This window comes from Sinorhizobium fredii USDA 257 (assembly GCF_000265205.3).
In the GTDB taxonomy this organism is placed as follows: Bacteria; Pseudomonadota; Alphaproteobacteria; order Rhizobiales; family Rhizobiaceae; genus Sinorhizobium; species Sinorhizobium fredii_B.
Map to the genome: position 1 here is coordinate 5,526,358 of NC_018000.1, position 12,770 is coordinate 5,539,127.

Genomic DNA, 12,770 nt, shown 5'->3' on the forward strand with positions numbered 1-12,770 from the left:
GCCGCTTCCAGTTCAAAGACGCGCCTCTTCAATGCGCCGCGTCTTCAGCGCCTTCCGAAAGCAGGCCGAAGACGAAGGGCGCGAACGATCGCCAGCACTCGAGGCGGAATGTATCCTCCGCCGTTCGGAGCAGAACAATCTCCGCCTTGCCGAAAATCGTGCGCGAGCAGGCGCCGACCGGAAAGAGTGCGAGCGACAGGTCCTGCGGGCAGCCGCTGTTGATCGCCACCTCCGCGCCCGGTCCACTGACGATAATCGCCGTGTTGCGGTGGGACACATCAACCGCCGAATGCAGGGCGCCACTCGATGCGGCGGCGGCCATCAGGTCAGCACCGTCCTCGTCGATTACCAGCCACTCGTCCGGCCCGAGCCAGAGTGCGTGGCGCTTGCCGCTCGAAGCCGAGGTCTTCGGCCGCAGCGGAAGCGTCACACCGAGCGCCGCCGAAAGAGCCGGAACCTCGTCCTTGCCGGCGCGCAGCGATATCCGCGATGCGGGTGCCGCCGGCGTGAGGATCGCCGCGTGCGAACCGCCCCTGAGGCCGGCGAGCGGAGCTTTGCGAATAGCCATTGCCTGGTCAGCCATGGAGGCGACCTCCTTCCTTGTCAAAGAACACCATGTCGCTCACTTCGACGGCGATCGTCCGGTCCGCCATCGGCACGTAGAGCGTCTCACCGAGGCGGGCCTGACCGCCGGCGACCACGGCCAGCGCGATCGAGCGACCGCAATTTGGCGACCAGTAGGACGAGGTCACATGGCCGAGCATGGTCATCGGTTTCGGCTGATTGGGGTCGGCGACGATCTGCGCGCCTTCCTCCAGCACCACCTTCGGATCCTTGGTGAGCAGGCCGACGAGTTGCTTGCGGCCGTCCTTGACGAGGTCGGGCCGCTTCAGGCCGCGAATGCCGACGAAGTCCCGCTTCTTCTTCGAAACCGCCCAGGAGAGGCCGGCATCGTGGGGCGTGAGGGTGCCGTCGGTATCCTGGCCGACGATGATGTAGCCCTTCTCGGCACGCAGCACGTGCATCGTTTCGGTACCGTAGGCGCAGGCGCCCATCGGCTCGGCCCGTGCCCAGATCGCCTCCCAGACCGCCTGACCGTAGTCCGCCGGCACATTGACCTCGAAGCCGAGCTCGCCGGTGAAGGACATGCGGAAGAGCCGGGTCGGAATGCCGCAGATTCGCCCTTCGGCGACGCTCATGTGCGGCAGGGCCTCGTTCGAGAGATCGATGCCTTCGACGAGCGGTGCGATGATTTCGCGTGCCTTCGGACCCTGGACGGCAATAACCGCCCATTGCTCCGTCGTCGAGGTTAGCCACACCTTGAGGTTTGGGAACTCCGTCTGGAGATAGTCTTCCATATGGTGCAGGACGCGCGGCGCGCCGCCGGTCGTCGTCGTCACATGGAAGCGATCCTCGGCCAGCCGGCCGACGACTCCGTCGTCATAGACGAAACCGTCGTCGCGCAGCATGATTCCGTAGCGGCAGCGGCCGGGCTTCAGATTGTCCCAGGCGTTCGTGTACATGAGATTGAGGAACTTGGCGGCATCGGGGCCGACCACCTCGATCTTGCCGAGCGTCGACGCATCGAAGACGCCGGCCACCTCGCGGACGGTCTTGCACTCGCGGGCGACCGCCTCATGCATGCTCTCGCCCGCCTTTGGATAGAACCAGGCGCGCTTCCAGTTGCCGACATCCTCGAACTCGGCGCCCTGCGCCTCCTCCCAGGCATGCATAGGCGTCTTGCGGGCCGGATCGAACAGGCCGCCGCGCGAGTGGCTGACGATCGCGCCGAAGGTTACCGGCGTATAGGGCTGGCGGAAGGTCGTCAGCCCCACCTCGGGAATCCCCTTGCCGAGCGCTTCCGCTGCGATCGCGAGCCCGTGCATGTTGGAGAGCTTGCCCTGGTCGGAGGCCATGCCGTTGGTGGTGAAGCGCTTGATATGCTCCACCGAGTGCATGCCCTCGCGCACGGCAAGGCGAATGTCCTTGGCGCAGACGTCATGCTGGAAGTCGATGAAGGCCTTGACGGTCGTGTCTGGTCCTGCCCCTTCGGCAGCCCCGGTCATGCCGCCAGTCCATTCAAAGGCGTTCTGACCGTTGAGCGCGACCTGCGCACCACCTTCTGCGCCGGCGGCCCGGGCCGCCAGTTCGCCGGCGGCAAGCGCCTCATCGATCGTCGCCTGGATATCGTCGGTGCCGTTGCAGGCGCCGATCGAGAGGCAGTCCTGCGCATAGGTGCCAGGCAGGAAGCGCTCTGTCGCCGCATCGAACTTCACCTTGCCGCGCGATTGCGAGAAGAGATGCACGGACGGCGTCCAGCCGGCCGAGACGAGCAGCGCATCTACGGTGATCTTTCGCGCTCCGCTGCCGCCGTTGCGGGCGACGGTGATCGAGGCGATCCGAAGCTTGCCCGTGGTGTTGACGACGGAGTGACCCGTCAGCACTTCGATGCCGAGGTGTCTCGCCTCCGCCAGCACTGCTTCGCTCGGCCGTTCGCGGCAATCGACGATCACCGGCACGCCAACGCCCGCCCTCTTGAGGTCGAAGGCGGCCTCGTAGGCGGAATCGTGCGCCGTGTAGATGGCGACCTTCTTGCCGACCGCGACGCCGAAGTGGTTGAGATAGGTGCGCCCCGCCGAAGCCAGCATGATGCCCGGCCGGTCGTTGTTTGCGAAGACCATGTGGCGCTCGATCGCGCCGTTGGCGAGGATGACCTTCTTGGCGCGTATCTGCCAGAGCCGCTCGCGCGGCAGCGCCTTGTCCGGCGCGGCGAGATGGTCGGTCACCCGCTCGACCAGTCCGACGAAGTTGTGGTTGTAATAGCCGAAGCCCGTCGTGCGCGTCAGCACGGTCACGTTGTCCATGCCGGCAAGCGCCTTGCCGGTCTCCTGCGCCCAGGCATAACCCGGCTTGCCGTCGACGACGGCACCGGAATCGTATCGGAGCGCCCCGCCGACTTCCGGCTGTTCGTCGCACAGGATGACCTTCGCGCCGGCCTTTGCCGCCGCGAGTGCGGCCGCGAGACCGGCTACGCCGGCGCCGACCACCAGCACGTCGCAATGGCCGTAGCGGCTGGCATAGTGATCCGGATCCGCTTCCGTCGGAGCAACGCCAAGACCGGCGGCGCGGCGGATGAACGGCTCGTAGAGGCTGTGCCACGCCGCCTTCGGCCACATGAAGGTCTTGTAGTAGAAGCCGGCGGCGAAGAAGGGCGACAGGAGATCGTTGAAGCCACCGATATCGAAGGCGAGCGACGGCCAGCGGTTCTGCGAGGAGACCTTCATGCCGTCGAAGACTTCCTGCACGGTGGCGCGGACGTTCGGCTGCCGCCGCGCTGCGTCACGAGAGACATCGAGAAGCGCGTTCGGCTCTTCCGCACCGGCGGAAAGAATGCCGCGCGGACGGTGATACTTGAACGACCGGCCGACGAGATGGATGTCGTTGGCGATCAGCGCCGAGGCGAGCGTATCGCCCTCGAGCGCCGTCAGCGTGCGGCCGTCGAAGGTGAACCGGGCGGTGCGCGCCGGCGTCAGGCGTCCCGCCCCCGAAATGCGATTGACCCCGCTCATTGGGCTGCTCCTTCCAGGGCCTCGTACGTTTCGACCGTCGCGCTCGTCTTCGGCTGCGCATCGAGGTCAGGCTTCGGCTCGCCCGCCTTGTAGGTCGTGAGGAATCGGTCGGCGACTGTGTCGCGCGCCGCGTTGAAGAAGCGGCCGCAGCCATGGATGTGCCGCCATCTCTCGAAAATCACGCCCTTGGGATTGTCGCGCAGGAAGAAATAGGCCTCGAATTCCTCGTCGCTGATCTCGGCGATATTGGTCGGACGAGCGATATGGGCATCGCCGGCATTGCGGAACTCGAGCTCGGAGCGCTCTTCCTCGCAGTAGGGGCAGTAAATCAGAAGCATCTGGAATGTCCTCGCATCAGAGCGCCGTGCCTTCCACGGAAGGCACAAAGGCCGCTCTATCCTTCAACTCTAGTGCGCAACGGCGGCAGCGGCGGCCTCGTCGATGAGCCGCCCGGTGCGGAAGCGCTCGAGCGTCAGCCCCGCAGCGAGCCTGTGCGGCTCCCCGCGTGCGATGAGATGGGCAAAGAGATTGGCCGAGCCCGGCGTCGCCTTGAAGCCGCCCGTTCCCCAGCCGGCATTGAGGTAAAGGCCCGGGACAGGTGTGACGCCCTGGATCGGCGAACGGTCCTGCGTCACGTCGACGATGCCGCCCCATTGCCGCATCATCTTGACGCGGCGGAACATCGGGAAGAGCTCGCAGATCGCGTCGAGCGTATGGGTGATGATCTGCAGGCCGCCGGTCTGCGAATAGGAATTGTACTGGTCGGTACCGGCGCCGATGACGAACTCGCCCTTGTCGGACTGCGAGATATAGGCGTGCACCGAGTTCGACATCACCACGCAGGGAAAAATCGGCTTCAGCGGCTCGGAAACCAGCGCCTGCAGCGGCTGGCTCTGCAGCGGCACGCGCACGTCCGCCATCTGCATCAGCACGGACGAGTGGCCGGCCGCGGAAATGCCGACCTTCTTCGCGCCGATGAAGCCGCGATTGGTATCGACGCCGGTGACTCGGCCGGTTTCGTCGCGACGGACGCCGGTCACTTCACAGTTCTGGATGATGTGCACGCCCCGGTCAGACGCCGCACGCGCATAGCCCCAGGCGACCGCGTCATGGCGCGCCGTGCCGCCGCGCCGCTGGAGTGCAGCGCCGTTGATCGGGTAGCGGGCGGTCTTGGCGATATCGAGCGGCGGGCAATAGGCCTTTGCCTGCTCCGGCGTCAGCCATTCGTTGTCGATGCCATAAAGCCGGTTGGCATTGATGTGCCGTTTGAAGGACTGCTGGTCATGGATGTTGTGCGACAGCATCATCACGCCGCGCGGCGAATACATCACGTTGTAGTTCAGATCCTGCGACAGGTTTTCCCAGAGCTTCAGCGAATGCTCGTAGATGTCCATGCTCTCTTCATAGAGATAGTTGGACCGGATGATCGTCGTGTTGCGGCCGGTATTGCCGCCGCCGATCCATCCTTTTTCAAGCACGGCGACATTGGTGATGCCGTGCTCCTTGGCCAGATAATAGGCAGCCCCAAGGCCATGCCCGCCGCCGCCGATGATGATCACATCATATTGCGGGCGTGGCTCCGGCGAGGCCCAGTGGGGGCCCCAGCCCTTGTGGCCGCGCAGTGCCTCGCGCGCCACGGCAAAAACAGAATATTTGCGCATCCGCCTGCTACTCCCTGAACCCCAAAAAACGTTCCGTCGGCGTTAGAAATCGCAAATCCGGTGGCGACGCAACGTTTCTTTTGCGACGCGATCCGGCGGACTTCGGCGGACTTGCGACATGGCGACAAACTGCGACGAGGCTTCGTACGCGCCCGACCTTCCTTCCGGCGGGCGCGCAATTTTCCCCTTGAGCGACGATCTCGCCGCTGGACTTTCGGACCGTCATCTGGTATCCGCTCCTCTTAATCGTAGAGCTTTCGGCTCGGCGAACGCAGACTTATTGCCTCCCAAACCTGATGGTGAGGCTTACAACTCGAACAAAGGAACGGGATTCACGTGCAGGTACTTGTCCGCGATAACAATGTCGATCAGGCGCTTCGCGCACTTAAGAAGAAGATGCAGCGCGAAGGCATTTTCCGCGAAATGAAGATGCGTGACTTCTACGAAAAGCCGTCCCAGAAGCGTGCGCGCGAAAAGGCCGAAGCCGTCCGCCGCGTTCGCAAGCTGGCCCGTAAGCGCGCGCAGCGTGAAGGCCTTCTGGCCCGCTGATTGGCCGTTATTTCGACGCTTTCTAATGTAAATCGTGGCGGGGGCGAGGCATCGCCGCCGCCATTTTGATATGGACACCCGGTCCGTCGGCAGTCTAGCGTGACTGCTGTATCAACTGGCGACGGTTAGCCGCCCGGAAACAGGCCGGACGGTTCACCCGAGGCGCTCTTATAGCCCCGGAGCCCCGCGCCTTCGCCGCTCTCCGTAAAGGAAAGCACTGGGACCCTGTCGCTTTTGAGGGATCGACTTTGACACTTGCTGCCATGACTGCGGACGTCTCCGGTTTCACCATCCACGAGGCGCACCGCCGCCACCAGCGCAATCCGAAGCTTGCCGCCATGCTGATACTCGGCTCGGCCCTGCTACTTGCCGGATGCCAGACCGACACCGCCTCCGAATCGATGATCCGCGTTGAACGGGCGCAGGGCTCGGAAGAAAACATCGCCTCGCTGTCGAGCGTCATCGCCTCCAATCCGAGCGACCCGGAAGCCTATAACGTGCGCGGCTCGGCTTACGGCCGCGCCGGCGAATTCCGCCGGGCACTTGCCGATTTCGACCAGGCGATCAAGCTCAACCCGAGTTTTTACCAGGCCTATGCCAACCGCGCGCTCGTCCACCGCAATATGGGCAACCAGCAGGCCGCTCTCTCCGATTACAACGCGGCACTGCAGCTCAACCCGAATTACGACGTTGCCTATATCGGCCGCGGCAATCTCTACCGCCAGGCTAACCAGCTCGACGCCGCTTTCAACGATTTCAACAAGGCGGTCCAACTCGACACCACCGACCCTCGCGCCTATCACAATCGCGGCCTGATCTATCAGGCCCGCAACGATCACGCGCAGGCGATCGAGGACTTTTCGACGGCGATCTCGCTGTCCCCGAGTTCGCCGGAGCCCTATAACGGCCGCGGCATTTCCTATGTAGCGCAGGGCGACGACGACAACGCCTTCTCGGATTTCAACACGGCCATCAACCTCAACGGCAAGCTGGCCGAATCCTGGGCCAACCAGGCGCTGGTCTACGAACGCCGCGGCGAAAAGGCCAGGGCGCAGAAGTCCTATTCGCACGCGCTGCAGCTCGATCCGAAATACGAGCCGGCCCGCGTCGGGCTTGACCGCGTCAAAGCCATGTCCTGACCCTAGGGCCTTTCCTTCCCAAGCGCCCGTGGCATTGCCGCGGGCGTTTTTGTTTGCCGGCAGCGGCGGCGTGCGCGTCCCCGGCATATCGGCGATTGCGGAACCATCACGAGCTCAATCTGTTTGACTGTGACCTCAACATGGAGATCACCCATGATCAAACAGACCTTCCTTGCGGCGGCGGCCCTTGCGGCCCTTTCGGGTGCGGCACCCGCCCAAAACTATGTAGCGCTCGGCCGCCTCACCTGCGGCTCCGAAGGCGGCACTGGGCTCATCATCACCTCCACGAAGAACCTGATGTGTACCTTCAAGCCTGCGGATGGTTCGCCCGGAGCCGTGTATGCCGGCAAGATCACGAAAATCGGCATCGATATCGGATCGACCGGCAAGACCGTGATGATCTGGGATGTGCTGGCGAAGACCGGCACACCATTCACCGAATATGCCCTGGCCGGTGAGTATGTCGGCGTTGGCGCCGATGCGAGCTTTGCAGTGGGGGGCGGAGCAAAGGTCATCGCCGGCGGCACGAACAAGGCCTTCATGCTGCAGCCGGTCAATGTCCAGGTCCAGGAGGGACTGAACGTCGCCCTCGGCATCGATCACCTGGTTCTGGCGCCGGCAGGTTGACCCCGTAGATAGCGGAGAGGCCCCGTGGGGCCTCCTCGCCCCTCCCCTGCCGCAACCCTCTCGTTCCTCGACATGAAAGCCTACTGGATGTTTCCTTAAATCGTGCTCGATTAGGGATAAAAACATGCAGCAATTCAAACTGCTACGGCGACCTTTGTGCGTCTCACAAGACGCACGGTGCTGTAGGCGACTTGCGCGTCGAAGCAAGGCGCGCCACTGTGCTATCAGTCGTTGGTGGAACCGGCGCGACAGCTTCGACGGGAACTGGGATGAAGGATCAGGTAATCCGCGACATCGTTCTGTGGATGTCGGACGAGGGAATTCGCGGCCTCAAGGAACAGGACCTCCTCGCAGGTTTCTGCGATCAGTGCCACGCAGCCGGTATCCACGTCGACCGCGCTCTCGGACTGATCGACACGCTCCACCCCGAATTCGAGGGCCGCGCCTTCCAGTGGAACAGCGAAAGCGATGAAGTGCCGGATGTCCTGCACTACGGCTCGACGAGCGGCGGCGAAGCCCAGGAAAATTGGCAGCGCTCGGTTTTCTTCCAGATGCTCCAGGAGAACGAAACCGAACACCGCGTCCGCCTTGCACAGGAGCCGCATATCCCCTTCACCATGCTCGACAAGCTGAAGGCCGAAGGGCACACCGACTGCGTCGGCTTCATCCATCACTTTACCGACCGTGGCCGCGTCGGACAGATGGATTGTTTCTACTCCTACTGGACGTCGAAAAGACGTGGAGGCTTCAGCGACGAAGACCTCCATGCGCTCCGAACGCTGTTGCCGACGCTCGCGCTCGCCGTCAAGGCGGCCTCCTGCGTCCGCATCATCGGCACGCTGGCAGACGTTTATCTCGGGCAGGACGCCGGCCGGCGCGTCGTCGAGGGCAGCATCGAACGGGGGGCGGCCGAGCGGATCGAGGCGGTCATGTGGTTCTCCGATCTGCGCAACTACACGCGCATCGCCGAGAGCGTCGCGCCGGAGGAGGTCATTCCCTTCCTCAATGACTATTCTGGCACGGTGATCACAGCGATCGAGGAGCATGGCGGCAGTGTGCTGAAGCTGATCGGTGACGGTGTCCTCGCGATCTTCAACGGCCGCAAGCCGGCTGACGCCTGCGGTGCGGCGATCGCCGCCGAGCGGCAACTGCGCATCATGCTCGCCGACTTGAACACGCGGCGGCTCGAGAAGGGAGAACCGACCACCGACGTCTATCTCGGGCTGCATATCGGCGAGGTTTTCTACGGAAACATCGGCAGCCGGAACCGACTCGATTTCACCGTCGTCGGCCCCGCCGTCAACGAGGTGAGCCGCATCGTCTCAATGTGTCGCTCGGTGGAACGGCACGTCATCATGTCTTCGGAATTCATCGAGGCTTCGCCGGCCGCCCATCGCGCCGATGCCGTTTCGCTCGGGCGCTTCGCGCTTCGCGGCGTTGCAAGGGCGAAGGAACTTTTTACCTGGGACCCGGACATCGAAGGCGGCTGAACGCGACGGAATTGGACCTGCACTGTTCGTTCGGCAAGAATGCCCGCCTCAAGAGGCGGGCATTCAGGTCGGCAGTAAGATCTGTCTTTAGTGGTTGATCGCCTTGACGATTTCCTCGGTGACCTTCTTGGCGTCGCCGAGCAGCATCATCGTGCCGTCCTTGTAGAACAGCGTGTTGTCGATGCCGGCATAGCCGGAGCCGAGCGAGCGCTTGACGAACAGGCAGGTCTTGGCCTTGTCGACGTCGAGGATCGGCATGCCGTAGATTGGCGAGGTCTTGTCGTCGCGCGCCGCCGGGTTGGTGACGTCGTTGGCGCCGATCACGTAGGCGACGTCGGCCTGGGCGAATTCCGAGTTGATGTCCTCGAGCTCGAACACCTCGTCGTAAGGGACATTCGCCTCGGCCAATAGCACGTTCATGTGGCCGGGCATGCGGCCGGCGACCGGATGGATGGCGTATTTGACCTCGACGCCGGCCGCCTTGAGCTTGTCGGCCAGTTCCCGCAGCGAGTGCTGGGCCTGAGCCACCGCCATGCCGTAGCCGGGCACGATGATCACCTTCGAGGAGTTCTGCATCAGGAAGGCGGCGTCGTCGGCCGAGCCCTGCTTGACGGTCTTCTGTACGCCGTCGTCGCCGCCGGCGATCGCCGTCTCGCCGCCGAAGCCGCCGAGGATCACCGAGACGAACGAGCGGTTCATGCCCTTGCACATGATGTAGGAGAGGATCGCACCCGACGAGCCGACCAGCGCCCCGGTGATGATCAGCGCCAGGTTGCCGAGCGTGAAGCCGATACCGGCCGCCGCCCAGCCGGAATAGGAGTTGAGCATCGACACCACCACCGGCATGTCGGCGCCACCGATCGGGATGATGATCAGCACGCCGAGCGCCAGCGACAGCAGGACGATCGCCCAGAAGTCGACATGGCTCTCGGTCAGCGCCAGGCCGATGATGAAGAAGACGATCAGCGCCGCCAGCCCGAGATTGATCAGATGCCGGTAGGGCAGCAGGATCGGCTTGCCGGACATCCGGCCGTCGAGCTTCAGGAAGGCGATCACCGAGCCGGTGAAGGTGATCGCGCCGATCGCCACGCCGAGCGCCATCTCGACGAGCGCCTGGGCGTGGATCTCTCCGATCGCGCCGATGCCGTAGGAGGACGGCGCATAGAGCGCCCCGGCCGCCACCAAGACGGCGGCGAGGCCGACCAGCGAGTGGAAGCCGGCGACCAGCTGCGGCATCGCCGTCATCGGGATGCGCTTGGCGATATAGGCGCCGGCGCCGCCGCCGAGCCCGAGGCCGGCGACGATCAGCAGGAAGCCGCCGATCGACGGCAGCGCCAGGAAGAGCGTCGTGACGATGGCGATCCCCATGCCGATCATGCCGTAGGTGTTGCCCCTGCGGCTCGTGGTCGGATGCGACAGGCCCCTGAGCGCCATGATAAACAGGACGCCGGAGACGAGATAGAGGAAGGCTGCGAAGTTAGCGTTCATCGGCCCGCCTCACTTGTCTTTTTCTTGTACATGGCGAGCATGCGCTGGGTGACGAGAAAGCCGCCGAAGATGTTCACCGAGGCGAGCACCAGGGCGACGAAGCCGAAGCCGGTGGCGAGCCCCGAAGCCGAGATGCCGACCGCCAACAGCGCCCCGACGACGATCACCGAGGAGATCGCGTTGGTGACCGCCATCAACGGCGTATGCAGCGCCGGCGTCACCGACCAGACGACGTAGTAGCCGACGAAGATCGCCAGCACGAAGATCGCCAGCCGGAAGACGAACGGATCGATGGCGCCGCCGGTGGCGCCATGCGCCACGGCGCCGGCCGCATCCGGCACGTATTCGGCGGCGGTCCTGACCGCCTCGACCGCCCGTTCGAGATCGGTCAGTGCCTTGTCCAACAGTTCGTTCGCCATCACTTGTCCCCCTTATCCGCACCGCCGAAGGCCGGGTGCACCACGGCGCCGCCGTGGGTCAGCGCCGTCGCCTTGACGAGTTCGTCCTCCATATCGAGCGCCAGAGCCTTCGTCTCTTTCGAGACCATCGTCTCCAGGAAGGTGACGAGGTTCTTGGCGTAGAGCAGCGACGCGGAGGCGGCGATGCGGCCCGGCACGTTGAGATGACCGACGACCTTGACGCCGCCGACTTCGGCGACCTTGCCGGCTTCGGCGCCTTCGACATTGCCGCCGCGCTCGACGGCGAGGTCGACGACCACCGAGCCGGGCTTCATCGCATCGAGCATCGCCCGGGTGACCAATCGCGGCGCCGGCCGGCCGGGGATCAACGCCGTGGTGATGACGATGTCCTGCTTGGCGATGTGCTCGGCGACGAGCGCCGCCTGCTTGACCTGGTAGTCCTTCGACATTTCCTTGGCATAGCCGCCGGCCGTCTCGGCTGCCTTGAACTCCTCGTCCTCGACGGCGATAAACTTGGCGCCGAGCGAGGCGACCTGCTCCTTGGCGGCCGGGCGCACGTCGGTCGCCGACACCATGGCGCCGAGACGCCTGGCGGTGGCGATCGCCTGCAGCCCGGCGACGCCGGCGCCCATCACGAAGATCTTTGCCGCCGGCACCGTGCCGGCCGCCGTCATCATCATCGGCAGGGCCCGGTCGTATTCATGGGCGGCGTCGATCACCGCCTGGTAGCCGGCGAGGTTGGCCTGGCTGGACAGGACGTCCATCGATTGGGCCCGGGTGATGCGCGGCATCAGTTCCATGGCGAAGGCGGTCAACCCGGCGTCGGCCATCGCGGCGATCGCCGCCTCGTTGCCGTAGGGGTCCATGATGGCGATGACGATCGCCCCCGACCGGTAGCCGGCCAACTCGTCGGTTGTCGGCCGCCGCACCTTGAGGATGACGTCGGCGCTCCTGGCATCGGCCGCCGTTCCGATCCGCGCCCCGGCTTTCTCGTATTCCGCGTCTGGAACGCGCGAATGGAAGCCGGCGCCGGCTTCGACGATGACGTCGAAACCGAGCGACTTCAGCTTCTTGACGCTCTCGACAGAGCCCGCCACGCGTGGCTCGCTCGGATCCGACTCCTTGGCGATAAAGACAATCTGGCTCAATACTCCCCCTCTCCGCCCCGCAAACAGGCCCTAGCCGAGGTGCGGGTACATGTTCCACTGCCGAGTCGGCTGCTTGAACGAGCCGCCCCTCATGCTGGCTCCTTAAAATCGGAGTCGATTTAAGGAGAGACGCCATGCACTACCTTCAAATCGCCACAGCGAGCTTGCGCGTGCGAAAAGGCACGGCGCGCTGCAGCGACAGGCACTCTTTCGTCGAAGGCGGTGCCTGCCCGCCGTCGAAAAACGTTCCTCACGCGGTGAGGGTGACTGGATCCCTTCCGGCGGCAAAAGGCAGGGGCGTCCTCCTTCCCCACCTTTGACAGGAAATGACCGGGAGGTGGCTCAGCGCAAGAAAAAGTAACCGGCGACGTTGAGGAGAATGAACAGCACGGAAGCGCTAAAGAAGCCCATGGTCGTGAAGAAGCCGGCGGCCATGGCAATCAGCAGGGCAACGCAAAACAGCGTGCCGTATTTCGTTGCGTTGAGAAAGAACTTGTAGGTCTTCTCATGCTCGGAATAGTCCATCGGGGCGCCCGTCTCGGCCGGTCCCGTATGATGCTCTGCCATCTCCAGTTCTCCAGAATGCTGTGGCACCGCCTTGCGGCGGTTCGCTTTGACCCACGATCGGAACCGCTTTCACGCAAGACGAGAGAGAGGTCCTTTAGCTTCCGCATACACAA

Annotated in this window: 12 protein-coding genes; 4 read left to right on the forward strand and 8 right to left on the reverse strand. The window is 64.2% G+C overall.

Features of this window, described 5'->3' with window-relative positions; all coding sequences use genetic code 11:
• Positions 1–28: 28 nt before the first annotated feature.
• From soxG to USDA257_RS25945, 4 genes are all read right to left on the reverse strand, one after another.
• Entirely contained in the window at positions 29–583 is a 555-nt protein-coding gene (soxG, locus tag USDA257_RS25930) for a sarcosine oxidase subunit gamma family protein (protein ID WP_014765955.1), read from the reverse strand.
• The gene (locus USDA257_RS25935; RefSeq protein WP_014765956.1) at positions 576–3,569 is read right to left on the reverse strand and encodes a sarcosine oxidase subunit alpha; all 2,994 of its coding nucleotides are present in this window, start codon (positions 3,567–3,569) and stop codon (positions 576–578) included. The genes soxG and USDA257_RS25935 overlap by 8 nt, the downstream gene beginning before the upstream one ends.
• Positions 3,566–3,907, reverse strand: coding sequence for a sarcosine oxidase subunit delta (locus tag USDA257_RS25940; RefSeq protein WP_014765957.1), 342 nt, complete (start codon positions 3,905–3,907; stop codon positions 3,566–3,568). Before USDA257_RS25940 ends, USDA257_RS25935 begins: the two co-directional genes overlap by 4 nt.
• Before the next feature lie 69 nt (positions 3,908–3,976).
• Positions 3,977–5,230, reverse strand: coding sequence for a sarcosine oxidase subunit beta family protein (locus USDA257_RS25945; RefSeq protein ID WP_014765958.1), 1,254 nt, complete (start codon positions 5,228–5,230; stop codon positions 3,977–3,979).
• A 336-nt stretch (positions 5,231–5,566) separates the two neighbouring features.
• Between USDA257_RS25945 and rpsU the strand changes: the two genes are divergently transcribed.
• The 4 genes from rpsU (at position 5,567) to USDA257_RS25965 (ending at position 9,035) form a co-directional block, all read left to right on the forward strand.
• On the forward strand, positions 5,567–5,779 hold the full coding sequence (gene rpsU, locus USDA257_RS25950) for a 30S ribosomal protein S21 (RefSeq protein ID WP_012709405.1): 213 nt from the start codon (positions 5,567–5,569) through the stop codon (positions 5,777–5,779).
• Positions 5,780–6,027: 248 nt separating this feature from the next.
• Positions 6,028–6,918 carry a tetratricopeptide repeat protein gene (locus USDA257_RS25955; RefSeq protein ID WP_014765959.1) on the forward strand — a complete coding sequence of 297 codons (891 nt, stop codon included), beginning with the start codon at positions 6,028–6,030 and terminating at the stop codon, positions 6,916–6,918.
• Positions 6,919–7,071: 153 nt separating this feature from the next.
• Positions 7,072–7,545: a DUF992 domain-containing protein gene (locus USDA257_RS25960; protein WP_014765960.1), complete on the forward strand. Its 474-nt coding sequence runs from the start codon at positions 7,072–7,074 to the stop codon at positions 7,543–7,545.
• Positions 7,546–7,814: 269 nt separating this feature from the next.
• Positions 7,815–9,035 (forward strand): adenylate/guanylate cyclase domain-containing protein, encoded by a 1,221-nt coding sequence (locus USDA257_RS25965; RefSeq protein ID WP_014765961.1) that lies wholly within the window; start codon positions 7,815–7,817, stop codon positions 9,033–9,035.
• Positions 9,036–9,122: 87 nt separating this feature from the next.
• Here USDA257_RS25965 and USDA257_RS25970 read toward each other — a convergent pair whose 3' ends face one another.
• From USDA257_RS25970 to USDA257_RS25985, 4 genes are all read right to left on the reverse strand, one after another.
• Positions 9,123–10,523, reverse strand: coding sequence for an NAD(P)(+) transhydrogenase (Re/Si-specific) subunit beta (locus USDA257_RS25970; RefSeq protein WP_014765962.1), 1,401 nt, complete (start codon positions 10,521–10,523; stop codon positions 9,123–9,125).
• On the reverse strand, positions 10,520–10,942 hold the full coding sequence (locus tag USDA257_RS25975; RefSeq protein WP_014765963.1) for an NAD(P) transhydrogenase subunit alpha: 423 nt from the start codon (positions 10,940–10,942) through the stop codon (positions 10,520–10,522). Before USDA257_RS25975 ends, USDA257_RS25970 begins: the two co-directional genes overlap by 4 nt.
• The gene (locus tag USDA257_RS25980) at positions 10,942–12,090 is read right to left on the reverse strand and encodes a Re/Si-specific NAD(P)(+) transhydrogenase subunit alpha (RefSeq protein ID WP_014765964.1); all 1,149 of its coding nucleotides are present in this window, start codon (positions 12,088–12,090) and stop codon (positions 10,942–10,944) included. The genes USDA257_RS25975 and USDA257_RS25980 overlap by 1 nt, the downstream gene beginning before the upstream one ends.
• Before the next feature lie 342 nt (positions 12,091–12,432).
• Positions 12,433–12,657, reverse strand: a complete 225-nt coding sequence (locus tag USDA257_RS25985; RefSeq protein WP_014765965.1) for an aa3-type cytochrome c oxidase subunit IV — start codon at positions 12,655–12,657, stop codon at positions 12,433–12,435.
• Between the last annotated feature and the right edge of the window lie 113 nt (positions 12,658–12,770).

Excerpts from the sequence above, each read along its gene's own strand:
- soxG (WP_014765955.1), bottom strand. The coding sequence starts at position 583 with ATGGCTGACCAGGCAATGGCTATTCGCAAAGCTCCGCTCGCCGGCCTC.
- USDA257_RS25935 (WP_014765956.1), bottom strand. The coding sequence starts at position 3,569 with ATGAGCGGGGTCAATCGCATTTCGGGGGCGGGACGCCTGACGCCGGCG.
- USDA257_RS25940 (WP_014765957.1), bottom strand. The coding sequence starts at position 3,907 with ATGCTTCTGATTTACTGCCCCTACTGCGAGGAAGAGCGCTCCGAGCTC.
- USDA257_RS25945 (WP_014765958.1), bottom strand. The coding sequence starts at position 5,230 with ATGCGCAAATATTCTGTTTTTGCCGTGGCGCGCGAGGCACTGCGCGGC.
- USDA257_RS25960 (WP_014765960.1), top strand. The coding sequence starts at position 7,072 with ATGATCAAACAGACCTTCCTTGCGGCGGCGGCCCTTGCGGCCCTTTCG.
- USDA257_RS25965 (WP_014765961.1), top strand. The coding sequence starts at position 7,815 with ATGAAGGATCAGGTAATCCGCGACATCGTTCTGTGGATGTCGGACGAG.
- USDA257_RS25970 (WP_014765962.1), bottom strand. The coding sequence starts at position 10,523 with ATGAACGCTAACTTCGCAGCCTTCCTCTATCTCGTCTCCGGCGTCCTG.
- USDA257_RS25975 (WP_014765963.1), bottom strand. The coding sequence starts at position 10,942 with ATGGCGAACGAACTGTTGGACAAGGCACTGACCGATCTCGAACGGGCG.
- USDA257_RS25985 (WP_014765965.1), bottom strand. The coding sequence starts at position 12,657 with ATGGCAGAGCATCATACGGGACCGGCCGAGACGGGCGCCCCGATGGAC.